The sequence below is a fragment of the Metabacillus rhizolycopersici genome (genome assembly GCF_020075705.1).
Genome location: NZ_JAIQUM010000069.1, coordinates 1 through 26,599, shown reverse-complemented (window position 1 = coordinate 26,599; position 26,599 = coordinate 1). Strand labels below are relative to the sequence as shown.

Genomic DNA, 26,599 nt, shown 5'->3' with positions numbered 1-26,599 from the left:
TTTGTTGTGCTTGCTGTTGCTCCTTTTGCTGCTGGTTTTGTTGTGCTTGTTGTTGCTCCTTTTGCTGCTGGTTTTGTTGTGCTTGTTGTTGCTCCTTTTGCTGCTGGTTTTGTTGTGCTTGTTGTTGATTTACTTGAGCTTTGTATTCCTTTTCATTCTGCTGTTTCCTTTGTTCGGCAATTTGTCTTGCTTTTTGTATCTGTTGTTCATTCGGAGCTGATTGTACTGCTAATGGGAGTCCACCGTAATGAGTAAACTGTCTACCATTATTTATTTGCTTATAAACAAAGTCTTTGTAAAATTTAGTTGATTTGTTTAGCATATCCTTTGTTTTTTGGCCAACCAATCCATCAACTTCCCCTAAATCAAACATTTCCTGAAAATTTTTAACCGCCCAATACGTACTCCACCCGTAAACTCCATCAATGGTTCCATGATAATACCCGTTATACTGAAGCCTAGACTGTAATTCAATAACATCACTGCCCGTTGCACCTCTTTGAATAATCTGATCTGAAAAAGCATGTGCCTCTTGGACTTTTATTAACGGTATTGTGATGGAAGTAATAGTCACTACTGCAACCATCAGCATAATGCGCATGTTTTTCATCTTGCTGCCTCCTCAAGTAGATGTAATTGCTTAAATGTATTTTTTGTAGACTTTGGTATTTTATTCATAAGAAATATTTTCTCTTTTTAACAATAAAAAAAACTGCACTATGGCAGTTTAGTTTCAGCTATTTTCACTCTTGCCTTTTTTGCTTTATGTAACGCAAACCACCAAAGAAACAACATAAATGGAAGGATGAAGTAACGCCAATTCATATGGCTAATTAAAATGTAATCATAGATGGAATGAAGAAAGATAGGAATAATACAAGATAATAATACCCATTTTTTTCGATGATCCACGTTTGAAAATTTGCCTTTCCCTAAATAATAACCCATAAGAACACCAAATAGCGCATGGCTTGAAACAGGTAATATCGCACGCCCTAGTGCATACTCTACTCCATTTGCAAATAAATATAATATGTTTTCTAACGTAGCAAATCCAAGTGAAAGAGACACGCCATAAACAATCCCATCATAATGTTCATCAAAATGGACATGTTGATAAATGGTGAAAAATAATATAAACCACTTAAAAAACTCTTCTAGAAATCCTACGGCAACAAATGTAAACAATATTTCGGATGAAAAAACTGCTTCAACTTCTAAAATATATTGAATAAACATGATTGGAAAAACGAGCAGTGCCCCAAAGATGAACGAACGTAGCACCATATAAATAGGCTCTGCATCGTACTGATCTTTTAGATAAAAATAGCTTAATAATGCAAGACCTGGGGCGATGCCCGCAGAAATAATCGCAATCATTCTCAGGCCTCATTTCATAAAAATAGTCAAGTTTCACTTTATTAATCGTATCATGTTATCGTAGAATTGAAAATGTCTGATGTAATTTAATAGTGTAAACTTGTTAGACGCATGGAGGTTTCTTAAAATGAAAAATATTTTATTAATACATACTGGTGGAACGATTGCAATGCAGGAAGATGAAAAGACAGGTGAAGTAAAACCTGGGACGAAAAATCCACTTGTCGATTACATGAAGGCGATTCCTAATACTAATATAGTAACAACGGAGTTATTCCATTTGCCATCACCACATATTACACCTATACACATGTTACAAATTAAAAATTATATCGAAACTTATATAAAGGCTTATAACTGTGACGGAGTTGTCATCACACATGGTACAGACACTTTAGAAGAAACTGCATTTTTTCTTGATTTGACATTATCTTTGTCGATACCAGTCGTTCTTACTGGTGCGATGAGATCAACGAATGAATTAGGTTCAGATGGTTTATATAATCTTTTATCAGCGATAAAGGTCGCAACATCTGATAAAGCTAGAAATATGGGTGTGCTTGTCGTCATGAACGATGAGATCCATACCGCAGAAAATGTAACAAAAACACATACTAGCAACATAGCAACCTTTCAAAGTCCACAATATGGGCCGATTGGCATCGTCAATAAGGGAGGGGTATTCTTCCATCACAAACCTGTTTTAAACAAACCTTTACACGTTGCTAGACTGAATAAAAGCGTCCTTTTGCTAAAAGCGTTTGCTGGAATGGATGATACACTACTTCAAGCGATTGATCAAAACAGACTTGATGGGCTTGTCATTGAGGCTTTAGGACAGGGAAATTTACCACCTATGCTGCTCCCTTGCTTAAAAGATCTATTAAATAAGGGAGTTCCAATCGTACTTGTTTCTCGTTGCTTTAATGGAATTGTTCAAGATATTTATGGTTATGAAGGTGGAGGCCGGCAATTGAAGGAACTTGGAATGATTTTTAGTAACGGATTAAATGGTCAGAAGGCTAGACTTAAACTGATGATTGCATTAGAAACCACTGCCGATAGAAATAAACTTGATGAAATATTTTCAGTGTAAAGATGATGAATAATGAGAGGGATATTAAGTACTCCCTCTCCCTCTTCCTTTATTTCCTTTTTTTCACCGCTTCAGTAATGAGTTCTCCATGAAAACGTCCATTTTCAATAAATATTTCATTTGCATTATTACCCGCTGCGATTACACCAGCTATAAAAATCCCTTCAACGTTTGTTTCCATCGTTTCAGGATTAAAGGTTGGTCTTCCCGTTTCTTGATCGATATTTACGCCCATTTTCTTTAAAAATTGATGGTCGGGATGATAACCGATCATGGCAAAAACGAAATCATTTTTGATCTCTTTCACTTGACCATCCACTTGGTATCTAATTGAGTCTTCTTTAATATCGATGACATTTGCTTGAAATTCCATTGTTATTGTTCCATTTCGAACAAGTGCGTCGAATTCAGGTAAAATCCAAGGTTTAATACTTGATGAATATTCAGTTCCACGATAAAGTACTGTAACTGTTGCCCCAGCTTTAACAAGCTCCAATGCTGCATCAATACTTGAATTTTTCCCACCAATCACACAAACATCTTTATTAAAGTAGGGATGTCCTTCTTTAAAATAATGGGAAACTTTCGATAGTTCTTCACCAGGTACACCCAAGTAATTAGGATGATCATAATATCCAGTTGCTATCACTACTTGTTTCGCCTCATAAATATGTTGGTTAGTATGAACGATAAATAATTCGCCTATTTTTTCTACATTTTCTACTGTTTCGAATGAATGAACGCGAATTTCTTTTCTACGTACAACTTCTCGATAGTAAGCTAATGCTTGATTTCGAAAAGGTTTGCGATTTTCGGTTATAAAAGGAACTTCACCTATTTCAAGTTTTTCACTCGAACTAAAAAACGTTTGATGTGTTGGATAATTGTATATTGCATTAACAATATTGCCTTTTTCAATAACTAAAGGTTTTTTACCCGTTTGTGCTAAAGCAATTGCCGCAGAAAGTCCACAAGGTCCTCCGCCAACAATAATTGTTTCTTCCTTAATCACGAATTTTCCACTCCTGTGTTTTAAATTAAACATATTCTCATAAGAAAAGCGCAAGCGCCTTGTTCTGCCTCAGGCAAATAAGACGCTCTTGAATTGAAGGTGTTTTTTACCTTCAATTCAAGAGTGGCTTAGACCCAAGAGGGGCTAGGCGCTGGACACGAGAACTAAGTCAAAAATTTTATACTTATCTTTCTTATCTCATAAAAAATCTCCTATCATTCATGATAGGAGATTTTTTAAATCGTTGCAATTAGTAATGCTTAAATCCAGCCTCTAAATCTAGAAGCCTCAGCCATTTTACGTACGCCTACCATATATGCAGCAAGACGCATATCAACTCTACGATTTTGACTTGTATCATAAATATTATTAAATGATTTTACCATAACTTTTTCGAGCTTTTCTTCCACTTCTTCTTCAGTCCAATAATAACCTTGGTTATTTTGAACCCACTCAAAATAAGATACGGTTACACCACCTGCACTAGCTAAAACATCAGGAACTAATAGGATCCCACGTTCTGATAGGATTTTCGTCCCCTCAATCGTTGTTGGTCCATTCGCTGCCTCTACAACGATGCTAGCTCTAATATTCCCTGCATTTTCTTCCGTAATTTGATTTTCAATTGCTGCTGGAACAAGAATATCACAATCAAGTTCAAGTAATTCTTGATTTGTTATAGTATCATTAAAAAGCTTTGTTACTGTACCAAAGCTATCTCGACGATCAAGTAAATAATCAATATCTAATCCATTGGGATCATGAAGTCCACCGTAAGCATCGGAAATACCAACTATTTTCGCGCCTGCATCATGCATGAATTTTGAAAGATAACTTCCTGCATTGCCAAAGCCTTGCACTACTACTCTAGCACCCTGAAGGTTAATTCCCTTTTTCTTTGCGGCTTCACGAATACAAATAGTAACCCCTTTTGCCGTAGCAGATTCACGTCCATGTGACCCACCTAATACTAAGGGCTTACCTGTGATAAAACCAGGAGAGTTAAATTCGTCAATACGACTATACTCATCCATCATCCATGCCATAATTTGTGAATTTGTAAATACATCTGGAGCGGGGATGTCCTTCGTAGGACCGACAATTTGACTAATCGCACGAACGTAGCCACGACTTAGACGCTCTAATTCCCTAAACGACATATCCCTAGGGTCACAAACAATACCACCCTTACCTCCTCCATATGGAAGGTCAACAATTCCACATTTCAAGCTCATCCAGATAGAAAGTGCTTTCACTTCTTTTTCTGTCACATTTGGATGGAATCTAATTCCGCCTTTTGTTGGTCCCACTGCATCATTATGTTGAGCACGATAACCAGTAAATACCTTAACTGAACCGTCATCCATACGAACTGGAATTTTTACAGTCATTAATCTCAATGGTTCTTTTAATAATTCATATACTTCTTCAGGATACCCAAGTTTTTCCAAAGCGTTATGTATCACTGTTTGTGTGGATTTCAGCACATCTAATTTATCATTATTAGCACTGGTGTTTTTCTCGGCTACCATTTAAGCTAACCTCCTAAATCTAATCAGTAAATGAAAGAATATCCACCTTTCAAGACCTAGTATACACCTTATAAATGTTTATGCAAAGAAGAAAAGGCTCGATTATAAGAATTTCATCATAACAACGGAAACGATTTCAGAACGTAATTGTTATTAACTAAAAAGAAGTAAGCTTAACTTTTAACACTTTTTACTTGTAATTATTACCTTACAATCAAAAAAAAGTTAATCACCTACTATTTAGTTGATTAACTCCTCTTATTGTCTGCATTACAATGAAATTTCTCGCTTTTGGATATGTTTATTTTCATAGATGAAAAAATCCCGATATGAAATTATAAATCATTCTTGTTCTTCCAAAAGTGAAAATAAATATCTTGAATAGCTTTTTCTTCGATAATCATTTTTCCATACTCTTTTAATCTATGGACGGTTAAAGTTGAAGGACTTCCGTATTCAGCTAATATCGCTACTAAAGTATCAAGTTCAACTTGTTGATCGTCACTTAAAAGCAAGTAATATCGTTCTTGATAAAATATGATCATCCCATCTAGAACCTCTTGTTGATATAGACAATTTGCAAGTTGGATGATGTCTTCAAATGTTTCATACTCGTAGATAACATCTAAGCTCTCATCTAGTTTGACCTGCATTTCAATATAATCATCAGAAAAGTCATCATCCATTTCATCTATTTCTTGACTATTTGTGACAATAACAACCATCCCTTGTGCATGAAGGGAATACACTTCGACAGCGATCTGTCCATGTGCCTCAAAGCCTAATTCCACACTTGCTTCGTTCATCATATCTCTGAATAATTGATGAACTTTTAATGAATCTTTCCAGAGGTCTTCTTTCGTAAGCCCTCTATCTTTCAAATCATCTGTTGTTATGAAGATTTTTATTTTATCGTAATTCAGTCGCTCTAGCCGCATCCCATACCCTCCTGCCGTCAGAACGCTCTATATACAATCATCATATGATTTTTATATGAGATGGTTCTAATATTTTTTTCAGTGTACACTCTGCACACAATTTAGACAAGTAAACACTCTTGATCTTTAATCATCTAATTTTTCCTTTAACCATTTTTTCCATTGTACCTTATGATCACCTATTAAATATTTTCCAAGTTGAGAATGGTTCAGGCTGTTTCCTTTACTCATTTCTCTTCCAATAATACCAATATGTAATTGCTGATATCTTTTCAATAAATCATCGACTAGATTTATTATTTTCTCCACATTTTCACCTTTATGGCATGATAAAAATAGAAACGCTGGCTTTAAATTTTCTATGACATTGCCAAAATCATTATCTGATATACTTGCACCTATATAAATAACTTCAAAGCCCATTCTTCGCAAAAATATCGTCAACGTTAGTAAGCCAAGCTCATAAGTTTCGTTTGGACCGCAAATTGCAATTACTTTTGGCAATAATCCCTCTACCGGTAATGTATGCAAGATTATCCCGAAACGCGAACGTATAAAAGAAAAGGCAAAATTCATCTGAGCAGCTGTAATTATTCCTTTATCAAATTGAATTTCAATTTGATGGAGTAAAGAATTAAGCATGTCAAAAACAACTTTATCAACTGAAAAAAGACTAAATGCCCTATTTAATCGTTCATTCGCTTCAGTTTCATCAAAATTCAGAAGTGATTGAAGAAGCTCGTCCATTAGCACATTTGAATAATCAGGTTCTACTTTGTTACTTTTCATTTCAGATTGATTGTGAACTGAAATCTGGTTGTTCTCCAGTAGCGTAACTGCCTGACTAATTGTAAAACCTTGGTCCACTTTATTAAGTAACCACTTTAAAATATCAATATGTTCTTCAGAATATATACGATGGCCAGCTTCATTTCTTTTTGGTGCTATCATCTTATATCTTCGTTCCCATGCTCTAAGTGTTCCAGGTTGTATTCCTAGTAAATTAGAAACAGCTTTTACATTATATACACCATCATAACTAGACATCGTAAATCCTCCAATATATAAAAAGCACAAGCAAACTTGCGAATAGAATCCCTCTTATCTAAATTTGTAGATTTTGTACTTTACGATCGTAATCCATATGTAAGAAAATCAAACTTATATCCTAAACCTAATTTACATTTTTCATTCACAATTATATCGAAATCTTTCATTTTTGTACAAGTTGTCGATTACTGGAGTGGAGCAAGCTTATTCCAGACTGTTTGAAGTTAGGATTATAGTAAACCGCTAATTTTCTTTTATTTCGGATGGTGTTGATGATCCTTTATGCCTTAACTGAATAAGATGGGCTTCGGCAGGGGCACCAAATCTTAACGGAACACCCGATGTACCGTATCCATTACTTATTAAGTGGGTTACATTTTTTAGAAAGTGGGTTTTCCCGATGTCATATAGTCCGAAACCAAACAATCGAATTTGACCACCGTGCGTATGCCCACTCATAATCAATGAAATATGATCAGTGCTTTTTATTTTTTGATAAATATCTGGATTATGACTTATTAATATTTTAAAATCCCCTTTAGGAGAATGTTTTATCGCTAAATCTAGCCTATCCTTCCCCTCACTCATATCCTCTACACCTAGTAGAATTAGTTTTTCACCGCTCTTAGACTTCAAATAGGCAGACGAATTAGTGAGAATGGTAACACCATGTTTTGAAAGTAGTTCTTCAAGTTTTTCTCGCTCTACTTCATAATCATTATTGCCATATACAAAATACACTGGCGCTATTTCCTTTAATAGCTTTATATTATGTTCAACCCTATGAAATGGAACCCTCGCTTCAGTTAAGTCCCCGCCAATCACAACTAGATGAATGGTAGATGACAACTGCTTTAACAATTTATCCGAGATCGTTCTTCTATGTATATCCGAAATAAAAAAAATTGTTAAATTGTTAAAACTCTTCGGAAATTGATCAAATAATAGTGTTTGTTTCATTAAATGATTCTCATTCGCATTTTTCACCATAATTAAAATCATTATCACAAGAAACAGACAGATACAAATAATGAATCCAAGTAACAGAGAAAACACCTCGCTTTCTTTAAACAAGTACATTCAAATAAAAATGAGCAATGAAGAATTTGACCCACATTATAATCTAAAACTAAAAACTCTTCTTTTTCATTTATGAAATGAAGAGTTTTCAGCCTAAATTTATTTACTTTCATGAAACAAATTTATATCAAATTCATTTTTCATCATAGCAAACACTTCATGTCTTTTTTGCCATTGGGTAGGTTGCGGCCATAACTCAGGACTTTTTCTGATTATTTCACTTCTCAGATTATTAAATTCTGTTTCAGCTTTATCTTCTTTCTTTTTATAATACTGTGCTGTCGCATATCCACCTGCAATGAGCAAAACAATCAGAACGTGATAAGTACCATCAAACATTAAATGAAAGAACATATCCAGTTGACCACCTGTTGGTTTGATAATAAATGTATAAAGATAGACAATAAACCCCATTAACAAGACAAATGTTATGAATTGAGCATTAAAACATTTACGTTTATAAGCTTCAAACTTTCTTTTGTGCTCAACAAGGCGCTGAAGCATTTTTTTTGTTGGTTCGTCGGTATGATTTTTTAGCAGTTGAATTTCTGTTTCCATTACTTCCACATCTCCCTCATACAACTACTTTTATTAGTACATTGTATGAAGTTGTCCACATGGATATGAATAGGTCTATCTGGAAAAATAAGTTCTATGTACTTTCTATTTTAACGGTATTTTTAATATTTGACCTTCGTAAATATTATTGGCCTCTATCCCGTTGTATTGACGAATGATCTCTTCACCTGAGCGATTTTTATAATACTGAATCGCGATTTTAAAAAGTGTTTCACCCGCAGCAACTTTATGGGACTTCACTTCTCGATATTCTGAATCTTTATTATGAGTGCTATCTGTTGCATTTTTTTGATATTCCGTTGAATCAGTTTCTTGGTTCTTCTGAATGATTGTTTCTGTTTCTGTTTCTGTTTCTGTTTTTGTTTCTGTTTTTGTTTCTGTTTTTGCTTCTGTTTTTGTTTCTATTTTTGCTTCTGTTTCGCTTGCTTTACGATCGTTCGTACTCACTTCTGCCTCATCTTTAGATGTCTCTTCAGTAAGTGGTCCATCATCAGTTTCTATCTCATAAGATTTACCTTTAGAAATATAAACAGTTTCATCACCTGATGAATTTTTGTTTCCAATTAAAGTCTTTATGTCATTATTATTGTTGAAATAGTAAAACGAAAAAAATAAGATCACTATAAGTATGAGAATAAAAATCAAAGCTAGAATACTAATTATTGGATATTTCATCTTCCGCTTTTGCTTTTTAACCGTATCTTTATGAAGTTCACTACGTGATGGATAATCGCCATGTATTTCTTTATAGTCATCAATCATCCTCGTTCGTAAATTTCCCGCTTGGTCAGGGCGTTTTTCTAATTTACTCATTTCCTTCTTTCACTCCTTTTATAAAGCGAGACTTCCATCTGATGGGGTTTCTTTAGCCCTCACACCCATCAGTTTCTCTTAAATATTGGTGTATGGGATTTACTGACCGTTAAGAATGGGATAATTTGATCGTCTATTAGTTGTTACATTCCTTCATTCTGCATGTTAAACAAAATTTAATCACTTGTCATCCGAAAAATCGCTTTTAACTCCTCTTCCCAATTCATTTCTAAACCTACTTCTTGCTTAGTTAGCGCTCCCATGAAGGTTGAATAATCAATCCCACAGCTATCACAGCAATTCACTATCACATGACCAGTATATGCTTCGTCAAAATATGCAAGTAACTTTTGACGTCTACATGAATCCGCAGTTAGCCAATTAGTCATCTCCCGTAATTTAACTTGTTTAAGCGTTATTCGCTTTTCAATTTCAAGCCAGATTGTTGCGATAAGTTCTTCTGGTTTTAACATACGATTTTTTAATGACATTAAGTGATATTCTACATAACGCCATTGTGTTTCAGATAACCCACACTGTTCATTTATTTTTTCAAATGAACATGATTGTACATTATTTTTATGTAAAAAGTAAATGGTCCGATATAATTTTTCATAGGATGGAAACTCGGATTCCATTAATGTTTTTGGCACTTCATAATCGGCTTCAGTAAGTAGTGTTAAAGCAAGACTAGGATGGCCATCTCGACCTGCTCGACCAATCTCCTGCATGTATGACTCTAATTGTGCCGGAAAATGAAAATGTATAACATAACGTATATTTTGCTTATTAATCCCCATTCCAAACGCATTCGTACAGCAAACGATCTGCAATTGGTCGTATATAAACTGTTGCTGAATAAGAATTCGTTGCTCTTGATCCATTCCCCCATGATAATAGCCGACATGATCAACACTAGCATCAATCAAAATTTGTGCTAATCGCTCTGTCCATAATCTACTTGAACAATAAATAATTCCAGGACCTTTTAATGAACGTACGAAATAAAGTAATTTAACTATTTTTTCATCGATTGACGAAAGTTTTTCAACAGAAATCGCAATATTTGGACGATCAATCGAATAAACGAACTTTTTACTTTCTGATCGAAATTGAAGAACCCTTTGGATATCCTCAAGCACTTCCTCGGTTGCAGTAGCTGTTACAGCTAGACAAGGTGGATGATGTAGCGCACGTCTAATTTCACCTAATCTTGAATAATCAGGACGAAAATCATGACCCCATTGTGAAATACAATGGGCTTCATCGACGACAAACAAAGAAATTGCTGCTGTTTTTAATGCACTTAGCACATAATCAATTTGCATGATTTCAGGAGAAACATAAATATATCGATACTCTCGTATATTTTGCAAATAATTTTTCCTTTGCATAAATGGTATCGTACTATTTAGGGCGATGACCCGCTTTTCACCTCTGAGTTTAATTTGTTCCACTTGATCCTCCATTAAGGATAATAAGGGGGAAACAATTAATATCGGCCCATCAAGAAGATATCCAGGAAGCTGATAACAAAGAGACTTCCCCGCTCCAGTAGGAAGCATTGCCACAACATCATTTCTTTGTAAGACAGCATCAATTATTTCCCGCTGTCCTGTTCGAAATTCGTTAAGATGGAAGTAAGTTTTTAACACATTTTCTATTGATTGGTTCATCCGTTCCTCCCATTCATCGCAAAGGCAAGTCTAATTTGAAAATAGCTGTATCGATGATTCAAGTATTCCTTCACTTTTTTTAGTTGATGTGTTTTAAGCAAGGCAATCGCATTACTTATTTGGTTAAAATCAGATTGTGATAAAAAAGCATCAGGTGTATAGGTTATATCATGTAATGTAATCTCAACTATATGATCCTCTATTGTGTTTTCCTTTAATCTTCGGATAATTGCAATTTCAGATATTCCTATTCCTTGTAACAGATAATAACGTGTCTTTGCAGTCGATGCCGTAAGTGTATTTTTTTGCAGTTTATCGATGATTATCTCATTCAAAATGACATGTTGAGAATTGCTTGATTGTTGTAGGTGAATGATCGAATGTATGACATTCCAAAACAGCAAGGAAATGTAGACTGGATCCTCATTATGCTTTTTGGCAATCTGTTCAAAGGTGAGACCAATTTTTTCACTCGATGTCATCCTTTGGATAAAAATCATCGCATCTCGTTTTGATTGTCGTTGGAGTGTGAACTTTAATTCCTCATATAACATGTGAATAAGATTTGATTTTGAAAATTTGCTCTCTTTAAGGAATTGTTTCACCCATTGTAAATCCTCTTGATTTTTCGTTACTGGTAAATAATGATTTCTTTCAAATGCAAAATTGGATAGAACTTGGACAAGTATGGATAGCCTCCTCCAAAAAACCCGTCCTACATCTCCATACTCCCAACCATTTAACTTAGGTGGTATTGGCTTTATCTTTAGATATTCATCAAGGATTAATTTACCTTTCTCCGTTAATATAAAATGGTGATTTGGTAATTGTTCAATAAGTCCTTCTTTCAAAATAATTTCACATTCTTCAAGTACTTGCTGCCTTGTTAGTCTAGGAAAAATACTGAACAGATGGGATAAAAAAAATAGTTTTCCATCTTGAATTGTTTGTGAAGATTTTTTCCCGTTAAGTAAATGATAAATAGCGGAGACAGATCTTTCTCCATTAATTTGGTTTAGACAATACAGCAATACCATATGAAAATAATGTTGTTTCAATACATCACCTACAATGTTTGACAATATTCGATTCCGTTTTCTATTTTAACAAATTTTTGGTCATTCGTTTACACAATATGCTGATTTTTCTCTACTTTTCGCCTTTAATTTGAAGCTAACTTGCAAGCTAAGCAGCAGTGATAAATATTTTCATTAGAGTTTTCTATTGAAATGTCCAAAAATCCGATTTACAATACTAATTAGGTACATCCATAATAATTTATTTTTGTAATATATGGATTCACTCAATTTACTAGTTCTACCATACGATGATATGGTATTAATCTTTTTCAGGGGGTTTGTTTTTAATGGCAAAATATACAATCGTAGACAAGGATACTTGTATCGCTTGTGGAGCTTGTGGCGCTGCAGCTCCAGACATTTATGATTATGATGATGAAGGTATCGCATATGTTACTTTAGACGATAATCAAGGTATCACTGAGGTTCCTGAAGTACTTGAGGAAGATATGATGGACGCTTTTGAAGGTTGTCCTACAGATTCAATCAAGGTTGCTGATGATAAATTTGATGGCGACGCCTTAAAATTTGAATAGTTTATTGTAAAAAAGGTGCTCATGAAAGTCGCGTATAGCGACTTTTCCGAGCACCTTTTTTCTTCAACTCAAAATCAATAAAGCCTGATCGATAATCCTATTATACACGTTTATAATTTATTAATAATTGGTTCGTTAACCAAGTTTTTATTTTAGTCATAATCACTAATAAAAGAAGCGTCACAATCACACCTTTTAGTAGGTTAAACGGCAAAACTGCTGCAACCACAAACTGTCTAGTTGCTTCTTGAGACATCACAGGCATATTTAGAAAGAATGTGTAAGCCGGCATAATGACATAATAATTCAAGATACTCATCACCACAGTCATTAACATCGTACCGATTCCAAGCCCTATAAGTAAGCCTTTTTGACTTTGAAAACGTCTGTATATATATGCGGATGGTAAGATAAATAACGATCCAGCAATAAAGTTTGAAATTTCGCCAACTGGAACTCCTGACCCGTGAATGAGATAATAGAGAATATTTTTAATTGCTTCTACCATTAACCCTGCAGATGGTCCAAATACAATAGCTGAAATTAGAGCCGGAACATCACTAAAATCAATTTGTAAAAAGCTAGGTAATCCTGGAAATGGAAAATCAAGCATCATAAGTAAATACGCAATACTACTTAACATACCTACTGTTACATGTTTTCTTACTTTACTTTGTTGCATCATTCTTCTCTCCTTTTCTGATCCCATCCCGAAAAAGAGAAAGTTCTTTAGACATGATTCGAATGGCAAAAGCGCCTTGGTCAGCCTTAGGCAAATAACTTACTCATCAATAGAAGTTGTTCATATCCCTCCAATTATGCGTAGCTAGATGCTAAAGTAAAACAAGAAAACTAAGTTAAAACTGATCGTTTCTTGTCTACCAAAAAATGCCCCTGTATATCATTATTGTCTTTTAACAAGCAAAACAACAATGATATACAGGGGCATTTTAATCGAGTCTAAATAAACGTTCAAAGCATTAACTTTTAAACGTTAGAACCTCCATCTTCTCTCATCCAGACTATACTGTCGGTTCTGGAATTTCACCAGATCCTGCCCTATACTACAGGCTCGCGGACTTAGAAAAAAAACTTCATCACCGCCGGTCGGGAATTACACCCTGCCCCGAAGATTGATCATATTATTTAATTTATACCTCCCATTATATATCGTTTTTAATACATTGTATAGCAAGAAGAATCGAATTAAACAAAATCATTAAATATTTCTAATTACTATTTGTATGAGAATTATCAGATCTTTACAGCCAATAAAGCGAGACTTCCATCAGTTGGGGTTTTCTTTCTCCCCCACCTTCGCTTCTTTGATTCACTCAAGCTTAGAGGTGGGGGTATTACTGCCCGTTAATGCGGGATAATCCTCCACCTCTCTTTTTTTGTTTCCCTTAAAACTTGATGTAAAGTTTTTTCTGCCCATCTAAAATAAGATAAATGCATGAATATCCTATTTTGAACCACGTTAATCATGCCGTTTCTCTTGAATAATTTATATATATTGTTAATTTTACACTAGTAACTATATCAACAGGATATTTGAACATCATCGATTGTTCATTCAACAAAAGTTAGTTTTTACTAATCAAGAGCACTTGTTTCGGAAAAAGCTTATCATTATGTAGCTCATTTACTTTTATGATTTTCTCGGGCTCCACCTTATATTCTTTTGCAATGGATTGAATTGTATCACCAGATTTGACGACATAGCTATTTTCTTCATTTAAATAGACAGTTAGTTCTTGACCTTGATAGATGATGTTTGATTTTAGTCTATTCCATTCCTGAAGCGATTTTATTGTTACATGGTAGTTTTGAGACAACTTCCAAAGCGTGTCACCTTTATTGACCGTAATAATTTTTTTTTGTAAATCTGTTCTTTCTTGTCGTTCACTAACAGCTTTTTCAACAGTGATAGACTGAGTTTCGATTTTAACCGCTTTCTGTTTTTTTTGCGCAACCTCTAATTCCTGCTGTGCTTGCTTAGTACGGACAGTAGCGTTTGGTAATTCAAAAACAAAGAAGGGATCTAACGCATGTTCTTTTTCATAGGTCCATTCTCCATCGTGCAATTCAAAGTGTAAATGCGTTCCTCTTGACACCCCAGTATTACCGATTATTCCGAGAGCTTGACCTTTCTTTACACTTTCACCAACACTTACCATTCGCTTACTTAAATGAGCATAGACAGTTTCATATCCCTCTGGATGCCCAACAAATACAACATGTCCATATGTATCTGAATAATACGATTTGGTCACTCTCCCATCGGAGACTGATACAATTTTTTCTCCTTCTGGGGCAGCTATGTCAATTCCTTTATGTTTACCATTTCTTGTCCCAAAGGTATCGGTTATTTCACCATTAACGGGTTGAACCCAGCTATTCTCTAATTCTTCTATGTATGATTGTGCTTGCGCTTGATTACTTGCTCCAATCGTTATTCCAATCATAAGCCCAACCATTGATGTTACGATAAAACGATTTACTTTAATGAGCATTTTTCTCCTCCTACATTTTTAGGCAAATTTCTTGATTGTCCTTTTTGAAACTATTCACTAGTATTGAACATGGATTCAACATTCTAAACAGGCCTATGCCAAATACCAACTACATTTGCCCGTTTAAAAAAACAAAAGCGCAAGCGCCTTGATCAGCCTAAGTCAAGCATAAGACGCTTTTGAATAGAAGGCGTACTTTGCCTTCTATTCAAAAGTGGGCTGTAGAACCAAGAGGCAGTCAAGAACGCGACGTTCTTGTCGCATTGACTGCACTTGCACGTCCTGTGTTTCGGGGCCGGACGCTTGCGCTGGATGTCGCGCGCTTATCCACAGTACAAGAATTTTATAATTTCCTAAGCAAGAACAAATGTAGTATTTTACATTATTTCCCTTAATATACAAAAGGAGACTCAGATTATGAGCCTCCTCTAATTTTAATCTATTGGATTTGGTGAAAATGGAACTTCAATCGGTTTTGTAACATCCATTACGCCGACTTGATCTATATTCATTCCTTTGAACTGAACTGTACGATAACCGAACTCTTTTGCAGATAATAAAATTGATTCTAGCATTATGATATACGGTTCACTATCCTGAAATTCTATATCTTGATGAAATTCAACTTCGAGCTGATCACCATTTTCTTTTGTCTTAATTGTTTCAATCCCCTTCATTATCGTTGGTTGTAAATGTCGCTCTGCCATCCCTTGTTTCATCGCTTCAATCGCTGTTTCAATTGAATCATATGGTTCTGGTGAAGGAACTAGCAATTTTGAAGTATGTTCGTCGAACTGATATAGAAAATAAGCTTTTTTATTTTCTTGCTTTACTTCTAAATCTTTTTTCGATCCTGAATGACCGAAGTCAATACCTGCATGATTGTTTGTATAAAGTTTCACCCTTTTAAAATCAAGCCACCTAAAGGTTTCAATAAGTGCATTTTGGTATAATGTGTCAGTAGCAGAGCTTGCTAAACTGGGTTCCCCTTTATATTCAATCGTAATTTCTTCAGGATCCCCCTCATCAATAAATTCTGTATTCCTTAGCTCATAGCTAATTGGTCCAAGTTCTTCCATAAAAAGCTCAGGGTTAATTTCTTCTAGTTGCTCTAATTTTTCTTGTTTCTGATTTGCCTCTAAACTAATTGGTAAGATATTTTGTGCATTCCCATCCGTAAATCCTACAGTGATTATCTCATCTTCTTCACTTGCCTTTGTAACAAATGTTTCCGGTTCTTTGTTTTTCAAATCTTGAATGTCAAATGTTTTTTCTTGTGTTAATTTAGCTTCTGACATGTCACTTTCTAGCTTGACCGAATTCTCTGTAGCAGCGCTATCCATAGCGCTTTCTTCATATGAAGTAGCATTATGAAAGAGAGAAGGTGAGATGAAAACGAATAGTAGTAATGCCGCAACCGTCGCTAAAGCTGGAGCAATCCATCTTCTCGAATTTTTCTTAAGCTGCTGCTTATCCTTTATATTTTGATAAATGTCTTCTGCAGATCGTGTATCCTTAACAGGGGGCAACTTCTGCAAAAGCTGTTCAATCTGTTCTTCATTCCACTCCCGTCTTTTCAATAGAAATCCCCTCCCTCTCAGAAATGCTATCCATTTGTTTTTTCAGCTGTTTGATCGCACGATGCTGAGTGGTTTTTACCTTACTAGTCGTCCAGCCAAGGGCTTCAGCAGTTTCTGTTATCGATAATTCTTGAAGAAAACGTAAAATCAGCACAGAACGTTGATCAACGGAACATGCGTCTAATGACCGATACATCCATTGAACCTGTTCGTTTTGAAGGGAAATCTCATCAGGTAATGCTTGATCATCTTTTATCTCATGTTTGTCCCAATCGAATTTTTCCAAAATCCTCATACGGATGGTTTTTTGTTTACGAAACCAATCAATTGCTACATGCCTAGCTATAGAAAAAAGCCAGGTCTTTTCACTACTCCGTCCTTCAAACTTATCATAAGCTTTTAAAACACGAATATACACCTCTTGTACAAGGTCTTCAGCCTGCTCACGATTCTTTACCATATAGAATAAAAACTGAAAAAGTTCATGATGATATTTTTCGTATATTCTTTGAAAGGTATCCTCCATGAATGACCCTCCATTCTTTTATTTAGTCGAAAGGAAGACGAAAAAGTTGCATATTATTGACGATCATATAATTGAAACCTAAATGTAATAATTGCACTAATCTATACTCTAGCATATTTACAAATAATCTCGAAAGGAAATTTTCTAAAGCGCAAACGCCTTGATCAGCCTAAGGCAGGCATAAGCCACACATGAATAGAAGGCGTGGCTAGACCTTAGAGGGGCCGGACGCTTGCGTGCGCTTATCCACAGTACAAGAATTTTATAGTTTCCTAAACGATAAAAAACGACTCATCGTTACGGTGAGCCGGAAGTTATTCTTTACAATTAGTTATCTTGAAAAAATATAAGCTTATTCCCAAACGGATCAATGACACACATTTCGAGTGTCCCCCATGGCGTTGTCTCAATAGCCGGGTTCATATAGTTGAATTTTTTCGATTGCAAACTAGTATAGTAGGTTGTCAATGAATCTACTTCAATTCTTATCGTTGCACCTGGACAACAATCACCATGGTGTTCAGATAAGTGTAACAAGAAATCACCATGTGATAGTTGCATATATAATGGCATACCTTCCTCAAATCGATGCTCCCAATCGAGATGAAACCCTAAAAACTCACAGTAAAATTGTTTGGCTTTTTCTTCATCAAAGCTACGGAAGATCGGTGTTGAACTTTTCATCCTTACTGTAGTTGTTTGCAATTGTCTAGCCCCTTTCAAAAAAGGTACGATCGTTACTAGATTTAACCATGATCATTTTCGGTAAAAGAATTAGTCCATTTAATTAAGAACTAACAATCCGAAGGCAATTCTTCATTCACTTTTGTTTTTCGATTGTTTGCTCTTAAAGACGATCGCACTTCTTTCGTACTCAACATCTTTTACCCCTAAGCGAAAATTAATCACTCTTGCAATTGCAAAAAAATAATCTGATAAACGATTTAAGTATTTTAAGACGATATCATTAATTTCCATTTCTTTTTGTAGCGTTACAGTACATCTTTCAGCTCTCCGAGTAACAGTCCTTGCTAAATGTATGGCTGCTGAGGCTGGACTTCCTCCAGGTAAGATGAAACGCTCTAATTCAGGAGCCTCCAAAACGTAATAATCGATTCTTTCTTCTAAAAATGTAACCATTTCTTCAGTCGTTTTATATGGATATTTTTCTTTTACAACAGCTAAATCGCCGCCACAATCAAATAATTCATGTTGAATCTTCTCTAATTCGTTATAAATATCTACGAAGATTGAGTCTGTTAGTAACGTCATCGCTTGACCGACAAAGGAATTTGCTTCATCAATCGTTCCATATGCTTCTACACGTAAATGATCCTTATCCACTCTCCCACCAATTAAACTAGTTTTTCCGCTATCACCGGTTCTTGTATATAAGTTCATTCGAGACACTCTCCAATCTATTTTCTAGTAAAGTACATACTATCATTTAAGTCACTAACAATTTTCTACTGATATATTATTCAACAGACATCTTCATTTACCTTTATTAACAAGAAGTGTGATGTCCATCAGAGGTGATTATTTCGTATTATTTTTGGTCAGGTAAATCCGTCATACCAGAGAAAAAAGCCTATTCCCCTGAATAGGCTTTTGAACATCAGTTAAGACGAGACTTCTAACCGTTGTCATTTATGTATCAATTAATCAGTTATCAATTGGTTTATCCGACAATTTTATTAAGAATCTAATTCTTTTCGTGACAGTAGTATGCTAAATGTTGTTCCTTCTCCTAGTTTGCTATGAACTTGAATCTTTCCTTGATGCGCTTCTACAATATTTTTTACAATCGCTAAGCCAAGTCCTGTTCCAGCTCTGCCTCGGGTCCTAGCTTTATCAGCCTTATAAAAGCGTTCAAATACAAATGGTAAATCCTCTTGAGGAATGCCGCTACCGGTATCTTGGATTTTGATCATTAAGTCATTTTCTTTACTTGCGACAGAAATCAACACTGAGCCATGTTCTGATGTGTGTCGAATCGCATTATCAATTAAATTGGTTAAAACCTGTTCGATACGATCTGGGTCTAACACATAAAGTGATTCATTTAAATCAATATTTGAATGCAGTGAAATCGTCTTTTCTTTGGCTAAACCTTGAAACTTTCGATTAATTTTATCAATAAATTGTGGAACTGAAATCTCCTCAAGATTAAGAGTAATGTGCCCTGCTTCCATTCTTGCAAGATCTAATAATTCATTGACTAAACGTCCCATTCGTAATGATTCATCGTAAATGACCTGAGCAATTTCTTTCTTTTCTTCATCTGTGCTTGCAATATCATCAACGATCGCTTCACTATAACCTTGCAGCATTGAAATAGGTGTTCTTAATTCATGACTGACATTAGCAATAAAGTCATCGCGGAGCTTATCTAAGCGGCGCTCTTCAGTCATATCTCTTAGTACAACCACTGCCCCTCTAACATCGGACTGATTATACAACGGGCTCATTAACACGACCCAACTTCTCCCTTGAAGCATAATCTCAAGCATTTGTTCTTTTTCTGTTTTCACTACATGTTGAAATAAATTTTTTACCTCTGGTGGTAATTCATCATTCATTCTCATATCGATTCCTTGTTCATACTTCCATGCCTGTAGGAATCGTTCAGCTGGAGGATTTGTAACTAAAATCGAACCATTAATATTACACGTAATAACACCATCTGCCATACTGCTTAAAATATTTGATAGATTTTCCTTTTCTTGATTTAATGCATTTATATGGAACGTCAATTGCTTTCCCATTTGATTAAAGGCAATCCCAAGATCTCCAATTTCGTCCTGTGACATAATCGGAACTTTCGTCTCGAATTTCCCTCTCGCTAATTCTTGGGCGACCTCTTTCATTTTCCTCAATGGATACGTTATTCTCGTAGATAAAAAGAAAGCAAATATTGTTGTTAATACGATTGCAATACCCGCAGCTAATATGATGTAGTTTGTTGTCAGTTTTGTTGTTTCACGAACAGATAGTAGCGATTGTGAAATAAAAACAGCACCATTTTCAAATTCAGAGACTTTGTACGGCACGCCAACAATTAAAACCGCATCTTCGGCATTTGCTATTTGCTTAGTTGGATTGGCTAAATTTGTCCGTTTACTTATTTTTTGATCCTTTTCTAACACGCTTTCAAGAACAGGGTCTTTCGCAATATCCTCAATATTTAAATGCGGAATATCATTAGATTCATTAGGGGAATTCCAATATGTATCCTTATCTTTTACAATAAGGATATGGGTTAATTCATCTGTTAATTCCCATGTAATTGATCTAGCAATTGATTGATCTTCATGAGCTTCCATGATAGTAGACACTTTATTTGCAAGCTGTGTAAGTTCTTTCTCAGCCTCATCTACTTGGTAGTTTTCAATAAACTCTAGCATCAAGATTGTCAGTACTAATAAGACAAAGGAAACGAGTATGATAATCGTTCCCCAAACTTTTACTACAACACTTCTCCAAAGCATCATGCATTATTAACCTCAAATTTGTAACCTACTCCCCAAACCGTTACAATCATTTTGGCTGCTTCTGGTGATACTTTGCTTAATTTTTCACGAAGTCGTTTCACATGTGTATCAACTGTCCGTAAATCTCCAAAAAATTCATATTGCCATACTTCTTTCAAAAGCTTCTCACGATCATAAACTTTATCAGGTGTTTTAGCTAAAAAATAGAGTAGCTCATATTCTTTCGGTGTTAAACTAACATCTTTACCATTAGCTGTCACACGATGTGCATCGTGATCAATTGACAGATGAGGAAAAACGATCACATTTTTAGTTTTCGTATCTGTCTTTAAATATGATGTCTGTGACGCTCTTCTTAGCAATGCCTTTACACGCAAAACAACTTCTCTAGGGCTAAATGGCTTTACAATATAATCATCTGTTCCAACTTCAAACCCTTGAACTCGATTTGCTTCCTCCCCTTTTGCTGTAAGCATAATAATCGGGGTAGCCTTTTTCTCTCGAATCTGCTTACAAACCTCGATTCCATCAATACCTGGCATCATAATATCTAACAAAATAAGATCATATTCATTATTTAAGCCAAGTTCTAAAGCCGCGTCACCATCTTCTGCTTCATCTATCTCATAATTTTCTCTCTCTAAATACATACGTAACAGGCGACGGATGCGCTCTTCATCATCAACAACTAAAATTTTTGCAAATAGATTTTCTTCCATTATGAGCCCTCCTTTTGAAATGCGGAAGCGCCTCGATCAAATTCGACTAGTATAAGACGCTTATGTATCTAAGGTGTTTTATCACCCCCTGCCCTCTTCTTAGTTGCCAACTAAATCTTCAGGTGGGGGGTTATACTGTCCTTTACGAATAAGATTTCAAATTATCATCCAATATTTATTTATGCATAAGAGTGCAGGCCTGCGATGACTAAATTAACAAATATTAAGTTAAACATAATGATCGCAAAACCGATTACTGCAAGCCATGCAGATTTTTCACCATGCCAGCCTTTAGAAAGACGGAGATGCAAATATGCAGCATAAAATAACCACGTAATAAGCGCCCAAACTTCCTTTGGATCCCAGCCCCAAAATCGGGTCCACGCAATTTGCGCCCAAATCATCGCAAAGATTAGCGCCCCAAGCGTAAATACCGGGAACCCAATCGCAACGGAACGATACCCGATCTCGTCGACAAGATCAAGGTTAACGTTTTTCGTAAGAGGATGAATTAACGCAGAAATACGCTTTCGGAAGATTAATCTGAGTAACCCATAAAGAATCGAACCAACGAGTGTTGCCCAAATGACTGTATTTAGCTTACTCGCGGCAATGATAGCTGGAAGCTCTAGAATCGGCTTAAATTTCCCATCAGTAAGTAATACCCCATCATTAGGTCCAACTAAAGCAGGCAAATGATATGTCATAACTACCTCTTGGTCATTTTTATCAATCCAATTAAATTCCGCTTCATATCCAATTCCTTTGAATACGCTCGTAATTGTAATAAAACCAATGGTAACAATAAGAACATACATGATTACTTCTAACCAAAATGTTTTTTTCGTTTGTTTCTTCTGATCAACAACAGCAACAAGATGAATAATACCAGCAATAGCACTTATTGACAAAATAGCTTGACCTAACGCTGCAGTTGTTACGTGTATGTATAGCCAGTGACTCTGTAGTGACGGAATAAGTGGGCTAATGTCTGTTGGGAACATACTTCCATAAGCAATGATAAGGATAACAATAGGCAATGTAAACAACCCTAATATGGCAACCTTATAAATAAAAAATAAAATAATGAAAGCAAGAACCATCATCATACCAAATGCTGTCGTAAACTCGTACAAATTACTAACCGGTGCGTGTCCAGATGCAATCCATCTAGTAATAAAGTAGCCTAGCTGTGAAGCAAAGCCGATAATCGTTGTAGCAATTGCCAGCTTCGTCCATTTGCTCATTTGAAGTGACTTGCTCCGCTTATCGCGAATTGAACCACTAAATAGAAAAATGGCAATTAAATATAAAATAAAAGCAATTTCTAATAATGTACTACTAATTGCCGCCACGATTTCCCCTCCTTAATGAAATGCGTTAGCGCCTTGTACAACCTCTAGGTAAAATGACAGCTAGATGGCAGTAATAAACAAGAAGTCATATCTCTTGCGCTAGACACGAAGTTAAGTCAAAAATAAATTTACTTGTCCACAAAAAAATTACTTTCTTTCCTTTTGGTCTTCAGGCAATGTCAGTGACGTACCTTCCAAGAGAATTTTAATCTCCTGCGCCAATGCATAGTAGTTTTTGTTTGTGTGACCAGCAATTAAAACTTCACCCTCATTATGTTTTATCCAAACTCGACGATGATTCCAATACATTCCTTGAATGACGCCAATCATAAAGATTGCACCACCGATACCTAAAATCCAAAGCGTTAAATCTTTTCTAACAGTTAAGGCCGTTAAATTTTTCGTTTCAACACTTTCAAATTTCATTTTGAATTTATTTTCCCCAGCGGCCTCAATCGTTTGTTGAATAGCGACAAAACTCGTTTCACCTTCAGGCGTTTCTGGTGTAATCATTTTAAAGACAAATGCTGGATTGTTTGGAATGTTCGTCTTAGTTATTGGGATTCCATCATCATTAAAGAAAAAGTCAGGTAAATATGTAGCTACTTCTACTTTATAACCATTTCCCAAATCATAAGCCGTTTGTGGATTTTGAAGATCCACGATTATTTGACCATGACTTTCTTCTGTTTCCTTATCTATTAGATTAAATGTCATTTTATTTAATTCATTTAGCTTATAATCTACTTGATAAAGTGAAAACGATTCAAATTTTAATGGTTCGTTTACTCGTATTTCCGCAGGCTTTACTTCTTTGAGGTCAGGTTCTTCGCCGTGAAGAAATTCGCCTTTTCTTTCATATAGAACAACATCTGATTGGAAGTTTTTAACGATACTACCATCCCCTACACGGGAAATAGCATTTTCAAAGACTTCATTTTCCATATCTTTATCGTAAACTTCCATCGTGAATTTTTTATTTTCTAAATAATACTGTCCCTCTGTCCCTGGAATACCTACTGTCTCTCCTTCTCTTACCCAGAGTACTTCATCAACATACATTCCAGGTACAAATCGCAGCATCGCTCCGATTAAGAAGATAATAAGTCCACAGTGATTAACATATGGACCCCATCTAGAAAAACGACCTTTTTCCGCTAATAAATTCCCGTTTTCTACCTTCACTTTATAACGACGTGTGACGAATCGATCTTTTAATTTATCTAGGTTCAAATCATTCGTTTTAGTCGAGCTATATAACCTTTGACGTTTCATAAATGAATCATGTCTAGTGACACCTTGTTTTTTCAAAACGCGGTATAATGGTACAAATCGATCCAAACTTGCAATGACTAATGAAATACCTAATGAAGCTACTAAAATCATGTACCACCAAGAACCATATAAATTATGAAAACCTAATTCATAATACAATTGACCAAGAATTCCATATTCATCGCGGTAAAATTCACTAGGTGTAACAGTCTTTGGTATGTACATTTCCTGTGGAAAAACTGTTCCTAAGGCAGATGCAATTAAGAGGATAACAATGATCCAAACCCCAACTTTAACTGATGAAAAAAAGTTCCATATTTTATCAATAAATGTTTTTCTATAAGTTTGAGAGCGACGAGCAGTTCCTTCATATTTCATATCCAATAGTTTTTTAGGTTCTTTTTTCTCACTATCCCCTATCGGATTTCCACATGATTCACACAAATGTGTTCCAATTGGATTTAAATGGCCACACTCACATTGTATCTTATCCATGCCGAAATCTCCCCATTTAAGGTTTTATCTGTTCCATATAATCTCTTACCATTCTCTCTGTTAACGATCCTGATGTAATAAATTCAACTTTTCCATCAGGATTAATTAGAAAGGTGGTTGGAAGTGGACCTACTCCGTATGCATTTAATACTTGTCGATCTTTATCTAGGACGATCGGGAAAGATAAATCATGCTTATTTGCAAAACTTTCAACTGCGATGTTAGATTCAGCAATATTCACCGCTAGTACTTCCACACCTTGTGATTTATAATACTTGTACTGATTTTCCATATAAGGCATTTCACGTTCACAAGGTTCGCACCAAGTTCCCCAGAAGTTTAAAAAGACTCCTTTGCCTTTATAATCAGAAAGCTGATGCTCGTTTCCCTCTAAATCCTTTAATAAAAAATCAGGTGCCACACTGCCGATTTTCACTTTCTCTTTACTCACAACGAAATTCGAATATAAAGTATATCCTAACGCACCAATTAGAACAGATAATATAATAGAGCGCATTAGTAAACGTTTTTTCTTCATTTACAAATTCCCCATTTTTTAAATATTCAAAATCATTATATCACTATCTTTTTAGATGGTTCGAACAATTTATTGAAGTTTATGTGAAACTTACATACCTTATTTGCCATGTAGTGTTAGGGAGCGAAGCTGTTTGACCTCATGTGGTGTTAGCTCTCTTGAATCACCAGTAACAAGTCCTTTTAAATCTAAAAACGCATATTGTTCTCTTTTAAGCTTTTGAACAGGATGCCCAATCGCCTCTAGCATACGTCTAACTTGACGATTACGACCTTCATGAATTTTCAGTTCGATTATGCTAGTATTCTTTTTCTTGTCAACAGATAATACCTTTACATTTGCAGGAGCTGTTTTTCCATCCTCAAGTTGAACACCTTTTTCAAGTAGTCTCACTTTCTCGCGAATAGGGATTCCTTTTACTTTCGCTACATATGTTTTTTCAACCTCATAGCGTGGATGCATAAGGCTGTTTGCAAATTCTCCATCATTCGTAAGGAGCAGAATTCCAGATGTATCATAATCAAGTCTACCGACAGGATAAATTCGCTGTTTAATATATGGAAAAAAGTCTGTTACAACTTTTCTACCTTTATCATCTTTTGCAGCTGAAATAACACCTGTTGGTTTATACAATAATAAATAAACAGGTTCTTCACGTTCTAGCGGTACACCTTCAACCTCAACTCGGTCTTTTTCTCCAACCTTTATTCCGAGTTCCTTAACTACTTTTCCGTTCACTTTTACTTTACCTTCTAGTATTAACTGCTCTGCTTTTCTCCTTGATGCGATACCAGCATGAGCAATCACTTTTTGTAAGCGTTCCATTTCGTTCACCTCGTTAACATATTACTGCTTTCTAACTATTTTCACAAGTTTCGACAATCAGAATAAGCGCAAAAGGCTTAATATAACCATCAAATTGTGCTTATCCATCATACCACACTTTTTATTTCTTGTTATAGATATGGGGGTCACAGTTATTTGGATTAATAATGTTCTTTACGCTAAGAAAAGCGCAAGCGCCTTGTTCAGCCTCGGGCAAATAAGACGCTCAGGAATAGAAGGTGTTCTCTGCCTTCATTTCCTGAGTGGCTTAGACCCAAGAGGCAGTCAAGAACGCGACGTCCTGTCGCATTGACTGCACTTGCACGTCCTGTGCTTCGGGGCCGGACGCTTGCGCTAGACAATTCTCGAAGCCAAAACTTATAAAGTGAGACTTCCATCAGTGGGGGTTTTCTGCATCCCCCACTGATGGTTAGCGAGACTTATCGGATCTTTACGGGCAGTTATCTCCCACTTATCTTCTTTGCTTCTCTCGAATCTTGAAGTC

General features: G+C 35.5%; 25 protein-coding genes and 1 riboswitch. Of the genes, 2 read left to right on the top strand and 23 right to left on the bottom strand.

The genetic code is table 11. The features are described 5' to 3' along the window. Both K9V48_RS21860 and prsW read right to left on the bottom strand, forming a co-directional pair. Window positions 1-610: peptidoglycan-binding protein (locus K9V48_RS21860; RefSeq protein WP_224141257.1), on the bottom strand; the 610-nt coding region annotated here is incomplete at its 3' end. A gap of 107 nt (window positions 611-717) precedes the next feature. Further along, window positions 718-1,380: a glutamic-type intramembrane protease PrsW gene (gene prsW, locus K9V48_RS21855; RefSeq protein WP_224141256.1), complete on the bottom strand. Its 663-nt coding sequence runs from the start codon at window positions 1,378-1,380 to the stop codon at window positions 718-720. A gap of 127 nt (window positions 1,381-1,507) precedes the next feature. On the opposite strand from prsW, the gene K9V48_RS21850 reads away from it, so the two are divergent. Beyond that, window positions 1,508-2,476: an asparaginase gene (locus K9V48_RS21850; protein ID WP_224141255.1), complete on the top strand. Its 969-nt coding sequence runs from the start codon at window positions 1,508-1,510 to the stop codon at window positions 2,474-2,476. A gap of 49 nt (window positions 2,477-2,525) precedes the next feature. On the opposite strand, the gene K9V48_RS21845 is transcribed toward K9V48_RS21850, so the two are convergent. From K9V48_RS21845 to K9V48_RS21805, 9 genes are all read right to left on the bottom strand, one after another. Next, window positions 2,526-3,488 carry a YpdA family putative bacillithiol disulfide reductase gene (locus K9V48_RS21845; protein WP_224141254.1) on the bottom strand — a complete coding sequence of 321 codons (963 nt, stop codon included), beginning with the start codon at window positions 3,486-3,488 and terminating at the stop codon, window positions 2,526-2,528. Between the two features lie 260 nt (window positions 3,489-3,748). Continuing rightward, window positions 3,749-5,020 carry a Glu/Leu/Phe/Val family dehydrogenase gene (locus K9V48_RS21840; protein WP_224141253.1) on the bottom strand — a complete coding sequence of 424 codons (1,272 nt, stop codon included), beginning with the start codon at window positions 5,018-5,020 and terminating at the stop codon, window positions 3,749-3,751. A gap of 335 nt (window positions 5,021-5,355) precedes the next feature. Continuing rightward, entirely contained in the window at window positions 5,356-5,958 is a 603-nt protein-coding gene (locus K9V48_RS21835; protein ID WP_224141252.1) for a genetic competence negative regulator, read from the bottom strand. A 126-nt stretch (window positions 5,959-6,084) separates the two neighbouring features. Then, window positions 6,085-7,005 (bottom strand): MerR family transcriptional regulator, encoded by a 921-nt coding sequence (locus K9V48_RS21830; protein WP_224141251.1) that lies wholly within the window; start codon window positions 7,003-7,005, stop codon window positions 6,085-6,087. A gap of 246 nt (window positions 7,006-7,251) precedes the next feature. Further along, entirely contained in the window at window positions 7,252-7,968 is a 717-nt protein-coding gene (locus K9V48_RS21825) for a metallophosphoesterase (RefSeq protein ID WP_224141250.1), read from the bottom strand. 219 nt (window positions 7,969-8,187) lie between these two features. After that, a complete protein-coding gene (locus K9V48_RS21820) occupies window positions 8,188-8,646 on the bottom strand; it encodes a YpbF family protein (RefSeq protein ID WP_224141249.1) in 459 nt (152 codons plus the stop codon). A 105-nt stretch (window positions 8,647-8,751) separates the two neighbouring features. Beyond that, window positions 8,752-9,480 (bottom strand): LysM peptidoglycan-binding domain-containing protein, encoded by a 729-nt coding sequence (locus K9V48_RS21815; RefSeq protein WP_224141248.1) that lies wholly within the window; start codon window positions 9,478-9,480, stop codon window positions 8,752-8,754. 176 nt (window positions 9,481-9,656) lie between these two features. After that, entirely contained in the window at window positions 9,657-11,156 is a 1,500-nt protein-coding gene (locus K9V48_RS21810) for a RecQ family ATP-dependent DNA helicase (protein WP_224141247.1), read from the bottom strand. After that, complete coding sequence (locus K9V48_RS21805; RefSeq protein WP_224141246.1) at window positions 11,153-12,238, bottom strand: YpbB family protein; 1,086 nt, start codon at window positions 12,236-12,238, stop codon at window positions 11,153-11,155. Before K9V48_RS21805 ends, K9V48_RS21810 begins: the two co-directional genes overlap by 4 nt. Before the next feature lie 284 nt (window positions 12,239-12,522). On the opposite strand from K9V48_RS21805, the gene K9V48_RS21800 reads away from it, so the two are divergent. Continuing rightward, window positions 12,523-12,771 (top strand): ferredoxin, encoded by a 249-nt coding sequence (locus K9V48_RS21800; protein ID WP_111614222.1) that lies wholly within the window; start codon window positions 12,523-12,525, stop codon window positions 12,769-12,771. 100 nt (window positions 12,772-12,871) lie between these two features. Here K9V48_RS21800 and K9V48_RS21795 read toward each other — a convergent pair whose 3' ends face one another. The 12 genes from K9V48_RS21795 to rluB all read right to left on the bottom strand — a co-directional run bounded on the left by K9V48_RS21795 (window position 12,872) and on the right by rluB (window position 26,094). After that, a complete protein-coding gene (locus tag K9V48_RS21795) occupies window positions 12,872-13,456 on the bottom strand; it encodes an ECF transporter S component (protein WP_224141245.1) in 585 nt (194 codons plus the stop codon). Window positions 13,457-13,772: 316 nt separating this feature from the next. Continuing rightward, a riboswitch (FMN riboswitch) is annotated at window positions 13,773-13,909 on the bottom strand. Window positions 13,910-14,357: 448 nt separating this feature from the next. After that, entirely contained in the window at window positions 14,358-15,287 is a 930-nt protein-coding gene (locus tag K9V48_RS21790) for a M23 family metallopeptidase (RefSeq protein WP_224141244.1), read from the bottom strand. Between the two features lie 434 nt (window positions 15,288-15,721). After that, window positions 15,722-16,867 carry a GerMN domain-containing protein gene (locus tag K9V48_RS21785; protein WP_224141243.1) on the bottom strand — a complete coding sequence of 382 codons (1,146 nt, stop codon included), beginning with the start codon at window positions 16,865-16,867 and terminating at the stop codon, window positions 15,722-15,724. Further along, window positions 16,845-17,393: an RNA polymerase sigma factor SigX gene (sigX, locus tag K9V48_RS21780; RefSeq protein WP_111614219.1), complete on the bottom strand. Its 549-nt coding sequence runs from the start codon at window positions 17,391-17,393 to the stop codon at window positions 16,845-16,847. The genes K9V48_RS21785 and sigX overlap by 23 nt, the downstream gene beginning before the upstream one ends. A 327-nt stretch (window positions 17,394-17,720) precedes the next feature. Continuing rightward, the gene (locus tag K9V48_RS21775; protein ID WP_224141258.1) at window positions 17,721-18,077 is read right to left on the bottom strand and encodes a glyoxalase superfamily protein; all 357 of its coding nucleotides are present in this window, start codon (window positions 18,075-18,077) and stop codon (window positions 17,721-17,723) included. A 132-nt stretch (window positions 18,078-18,209) separates the two neighbouring features. Further along, window positions 18,210-18,794, bottom strand: coding sequence for a cob(I)yrinic acid a,c-diamide adenosyltransferase (locus K9V48_RS21770; RefSeq protein WP_224141242.1), 585 nt, complete (start codon window positions 18,792-18,794; stop codon window positions 18,210-18,212). Window positions 18,795-19,090: 296 nt separating this feature from the next. Next, window positions 19,091-20,887 (bottom strand): ATP-binding protein, encoded by a 1,797-nt coding sequence (locus K9V48_RS21765; protein WP_224141241.1) that lies wholly within the window; start codon window positions 20,885-20,887, stop codon window positions 19,091-19,093. Next, on the bottom strand, window positions 20,884-21,606 hold the full coding sequence (locus tag K9V48_RS21760) for a response regulator transcription factor (protein ID WP_224141240.1): 723 nt from the start codon (window positions 21,604-21,606) through the stop codon (window positions 20,884-20,886). The genes K9V48_RS21765 and K9V48_RS21760 overlap by 4 nt, the downstream gene beginning before the upstream one ends. 179 nt (window positions 21,607-21,785) lie before the next feature. After that, on the bottom strand, window positions 21,786-22,961 hold the full coding sequence (gene ccsB, locus K9V48_RS21755) for a c-type cytochrome biogenesis protein CcsB (RefSeq protein WP_224141239.1): 1,176 nt from the start codon (window positions 22,959-22,961) through the stop codon (window positions 21,786-21,788). Between the two features lie 147 nt (window positions 22,962-23,108). Then, window positions 23,109-24,731, bottom strand: coding sequence for a cytochrome c biogenesis protein ResB (gene resB / locus K9V48_RS21750; RefSeq protein ID WP_224141238.1), 1,623 nt, complete (start codon window positions 24,729-24,731; stop codon window positions 23,109-23,111). A gap of 16 nt (window positions 24,732-24,747) precedes the next feature. Beyond that, window positions 24,748-25,269, bottom strand: a complete 522-nt coding sequence (gene resA, locus K9V48_RS21745) for a thiol-disulfide oxidoreductase ResA (RefSeq protein WP_224141237.1) — start codon at window positions 25,267-25,269, stop codon at window positions 24,748-24,750. 99 nt (window positions 25,270-25,368) lie between these two features. Continuing rightward, window positions 25,369-26,094, bottom strand: a complete 726-nt coding sequence (gene rluB / locus K9V48_RS21740; protein ID WP_224141236.1) for a 23S rRNA pseudouridine(2605) synthase RluB — start codon at window positions 26,092-26,094, stop codon at window positions 25,369-25,371. Between the last annotated feature and the right edge of the window lie 505 nt (window positions 26,095-26,599).

Coding starts and splice junctions, on each gene's coding strand:
- sigX (WP_111614219.1), bottom strand. CDS start 17,393: ATGGAGGATACCTTTCAAAGAATATACGAAAAATATCATCATGAACTT.
- K9V48_RS21810 (WP_224141247.1), bottom strand. CDS start 11,156: ATGAACCAATCAATAGAAAATGTGTTAAAAACTTACTTCCATCTTAAC.
- resA (WP_224141237.1), bottom strand. CDS start 25,269: ATGAAGAAAAAACGTTTACTAATGCGCTCTATTATATTATCTGTTCTA.
- K9V48_RS21830 (WP_224141251.1), bottom strand. CDS start 7,005: ATGTCTAGTTATGATGGTGTATATAATGTAAAAGCTGTTTCTAATTTA.
- K9V48_RS21760 (WP_224141240.1), bottom strand. CDS start 21,606: ATGGAAGAAAATCTATTTGCAAAAATTTTAGTTGTTGATGATGAAGAG.
- K9V48_RS21840 (WP_224141253.1), bottom strand. CDS start 5,020: ATGGTAGCCGAGAAAAACACCAGTGCTAATAATGATAAATTAGATGTG.
- K9V48_RS21850 (WP_224141255.1), top strand. CDS start 1,508: ATGAAAAATATTTTATTAATACATACTGGTGGAACGATTGCAATGCAG.
- K9V48_RS21825 (WP_224141250.1), bottom strand. CDS start 7,968: ATGAAACAAACACTATTATTTGATCAATTTCCGAAGAGTTTTAACAAT.
- prsW (WP_224141256.1), bottom strand. CDS start 1,380: ATGATTGCGATTATTTCTGCGGGCATCGCCCCAGGTCTTGCATTATTA.
- K9V48_RS21835 (WP_224141252.1), bottom strand. CDS start 5,958: ATGCGGCTAGAGCGACTGAATTACGATAAAATAAAAATCTTCATAACA.
- K9V48_RS21820 (WP_224141249.1), bottom strand. CDS start 8,646: ATGGAAACAGAAATTCAACTGCTAAAAAATCATACCGACGAACCAACA.
- K9V48_RS21800 (WP_111614222.1), top strand. CDS start 12,523: ATGGCAAAATATACAATCGTAGACAAGGATACTTGTATCGCTTGTGGA.
- K9V48_RS21795 (WP_224141245.1), bottom strand. CDS start 13,456: ATGATGCAACAAAGTAAAGTAAGAAAACATGTAACAGTAGGTATGTTA.
- K9V48_RS21770 (WP_224141242.1), bottom strand. CDS start 18,794: ATGAACTTATATACAAGAACCGGTGATAGCGGAAAAACTAGTTTAATT.
- resB (WP_224141238.1), bottom strand. CDS start 24,731: ATGGATAAGATACAATGTGAGTGTGGCCATTTAAATCCAATTGGAACA.
- rluB (WP_224141236.1), bottom strand. CDS start 26,094: ATGGAACGCTTACAAAAAGTGATTGCTCATGCTGGTATCGCATCAAGG.
- K9V48_RS21775 (WP_224141258.1), bottom strand. CDS start 18,077: ATGAAAAGTTCAACACCGATCTTCCGTAGCTTTGATGAAGAAAAAGCC.
- K9V48_RS21790 (WP_224141244.1), bottom strand. CDS start 15,287: ATGCTCATTAAAGTAAATCGTTTTATCGTAACATCAATGGTTGGGCTT.
- K9V48_RS21765 (WP_224141241.1), bottom strand. CDS start 20,887: ATGATGCTTTGGAGAAGTGTTGTAGTAAAAGTTTGGGGAACGATTATC.
- K9V48_RS21815 (WP_224141248.1), bottom strand. CDS start 9,480: ATGAGTAAATTAGAAAAACGCCCTGACCAAGCGGGAAATTTACGAACG.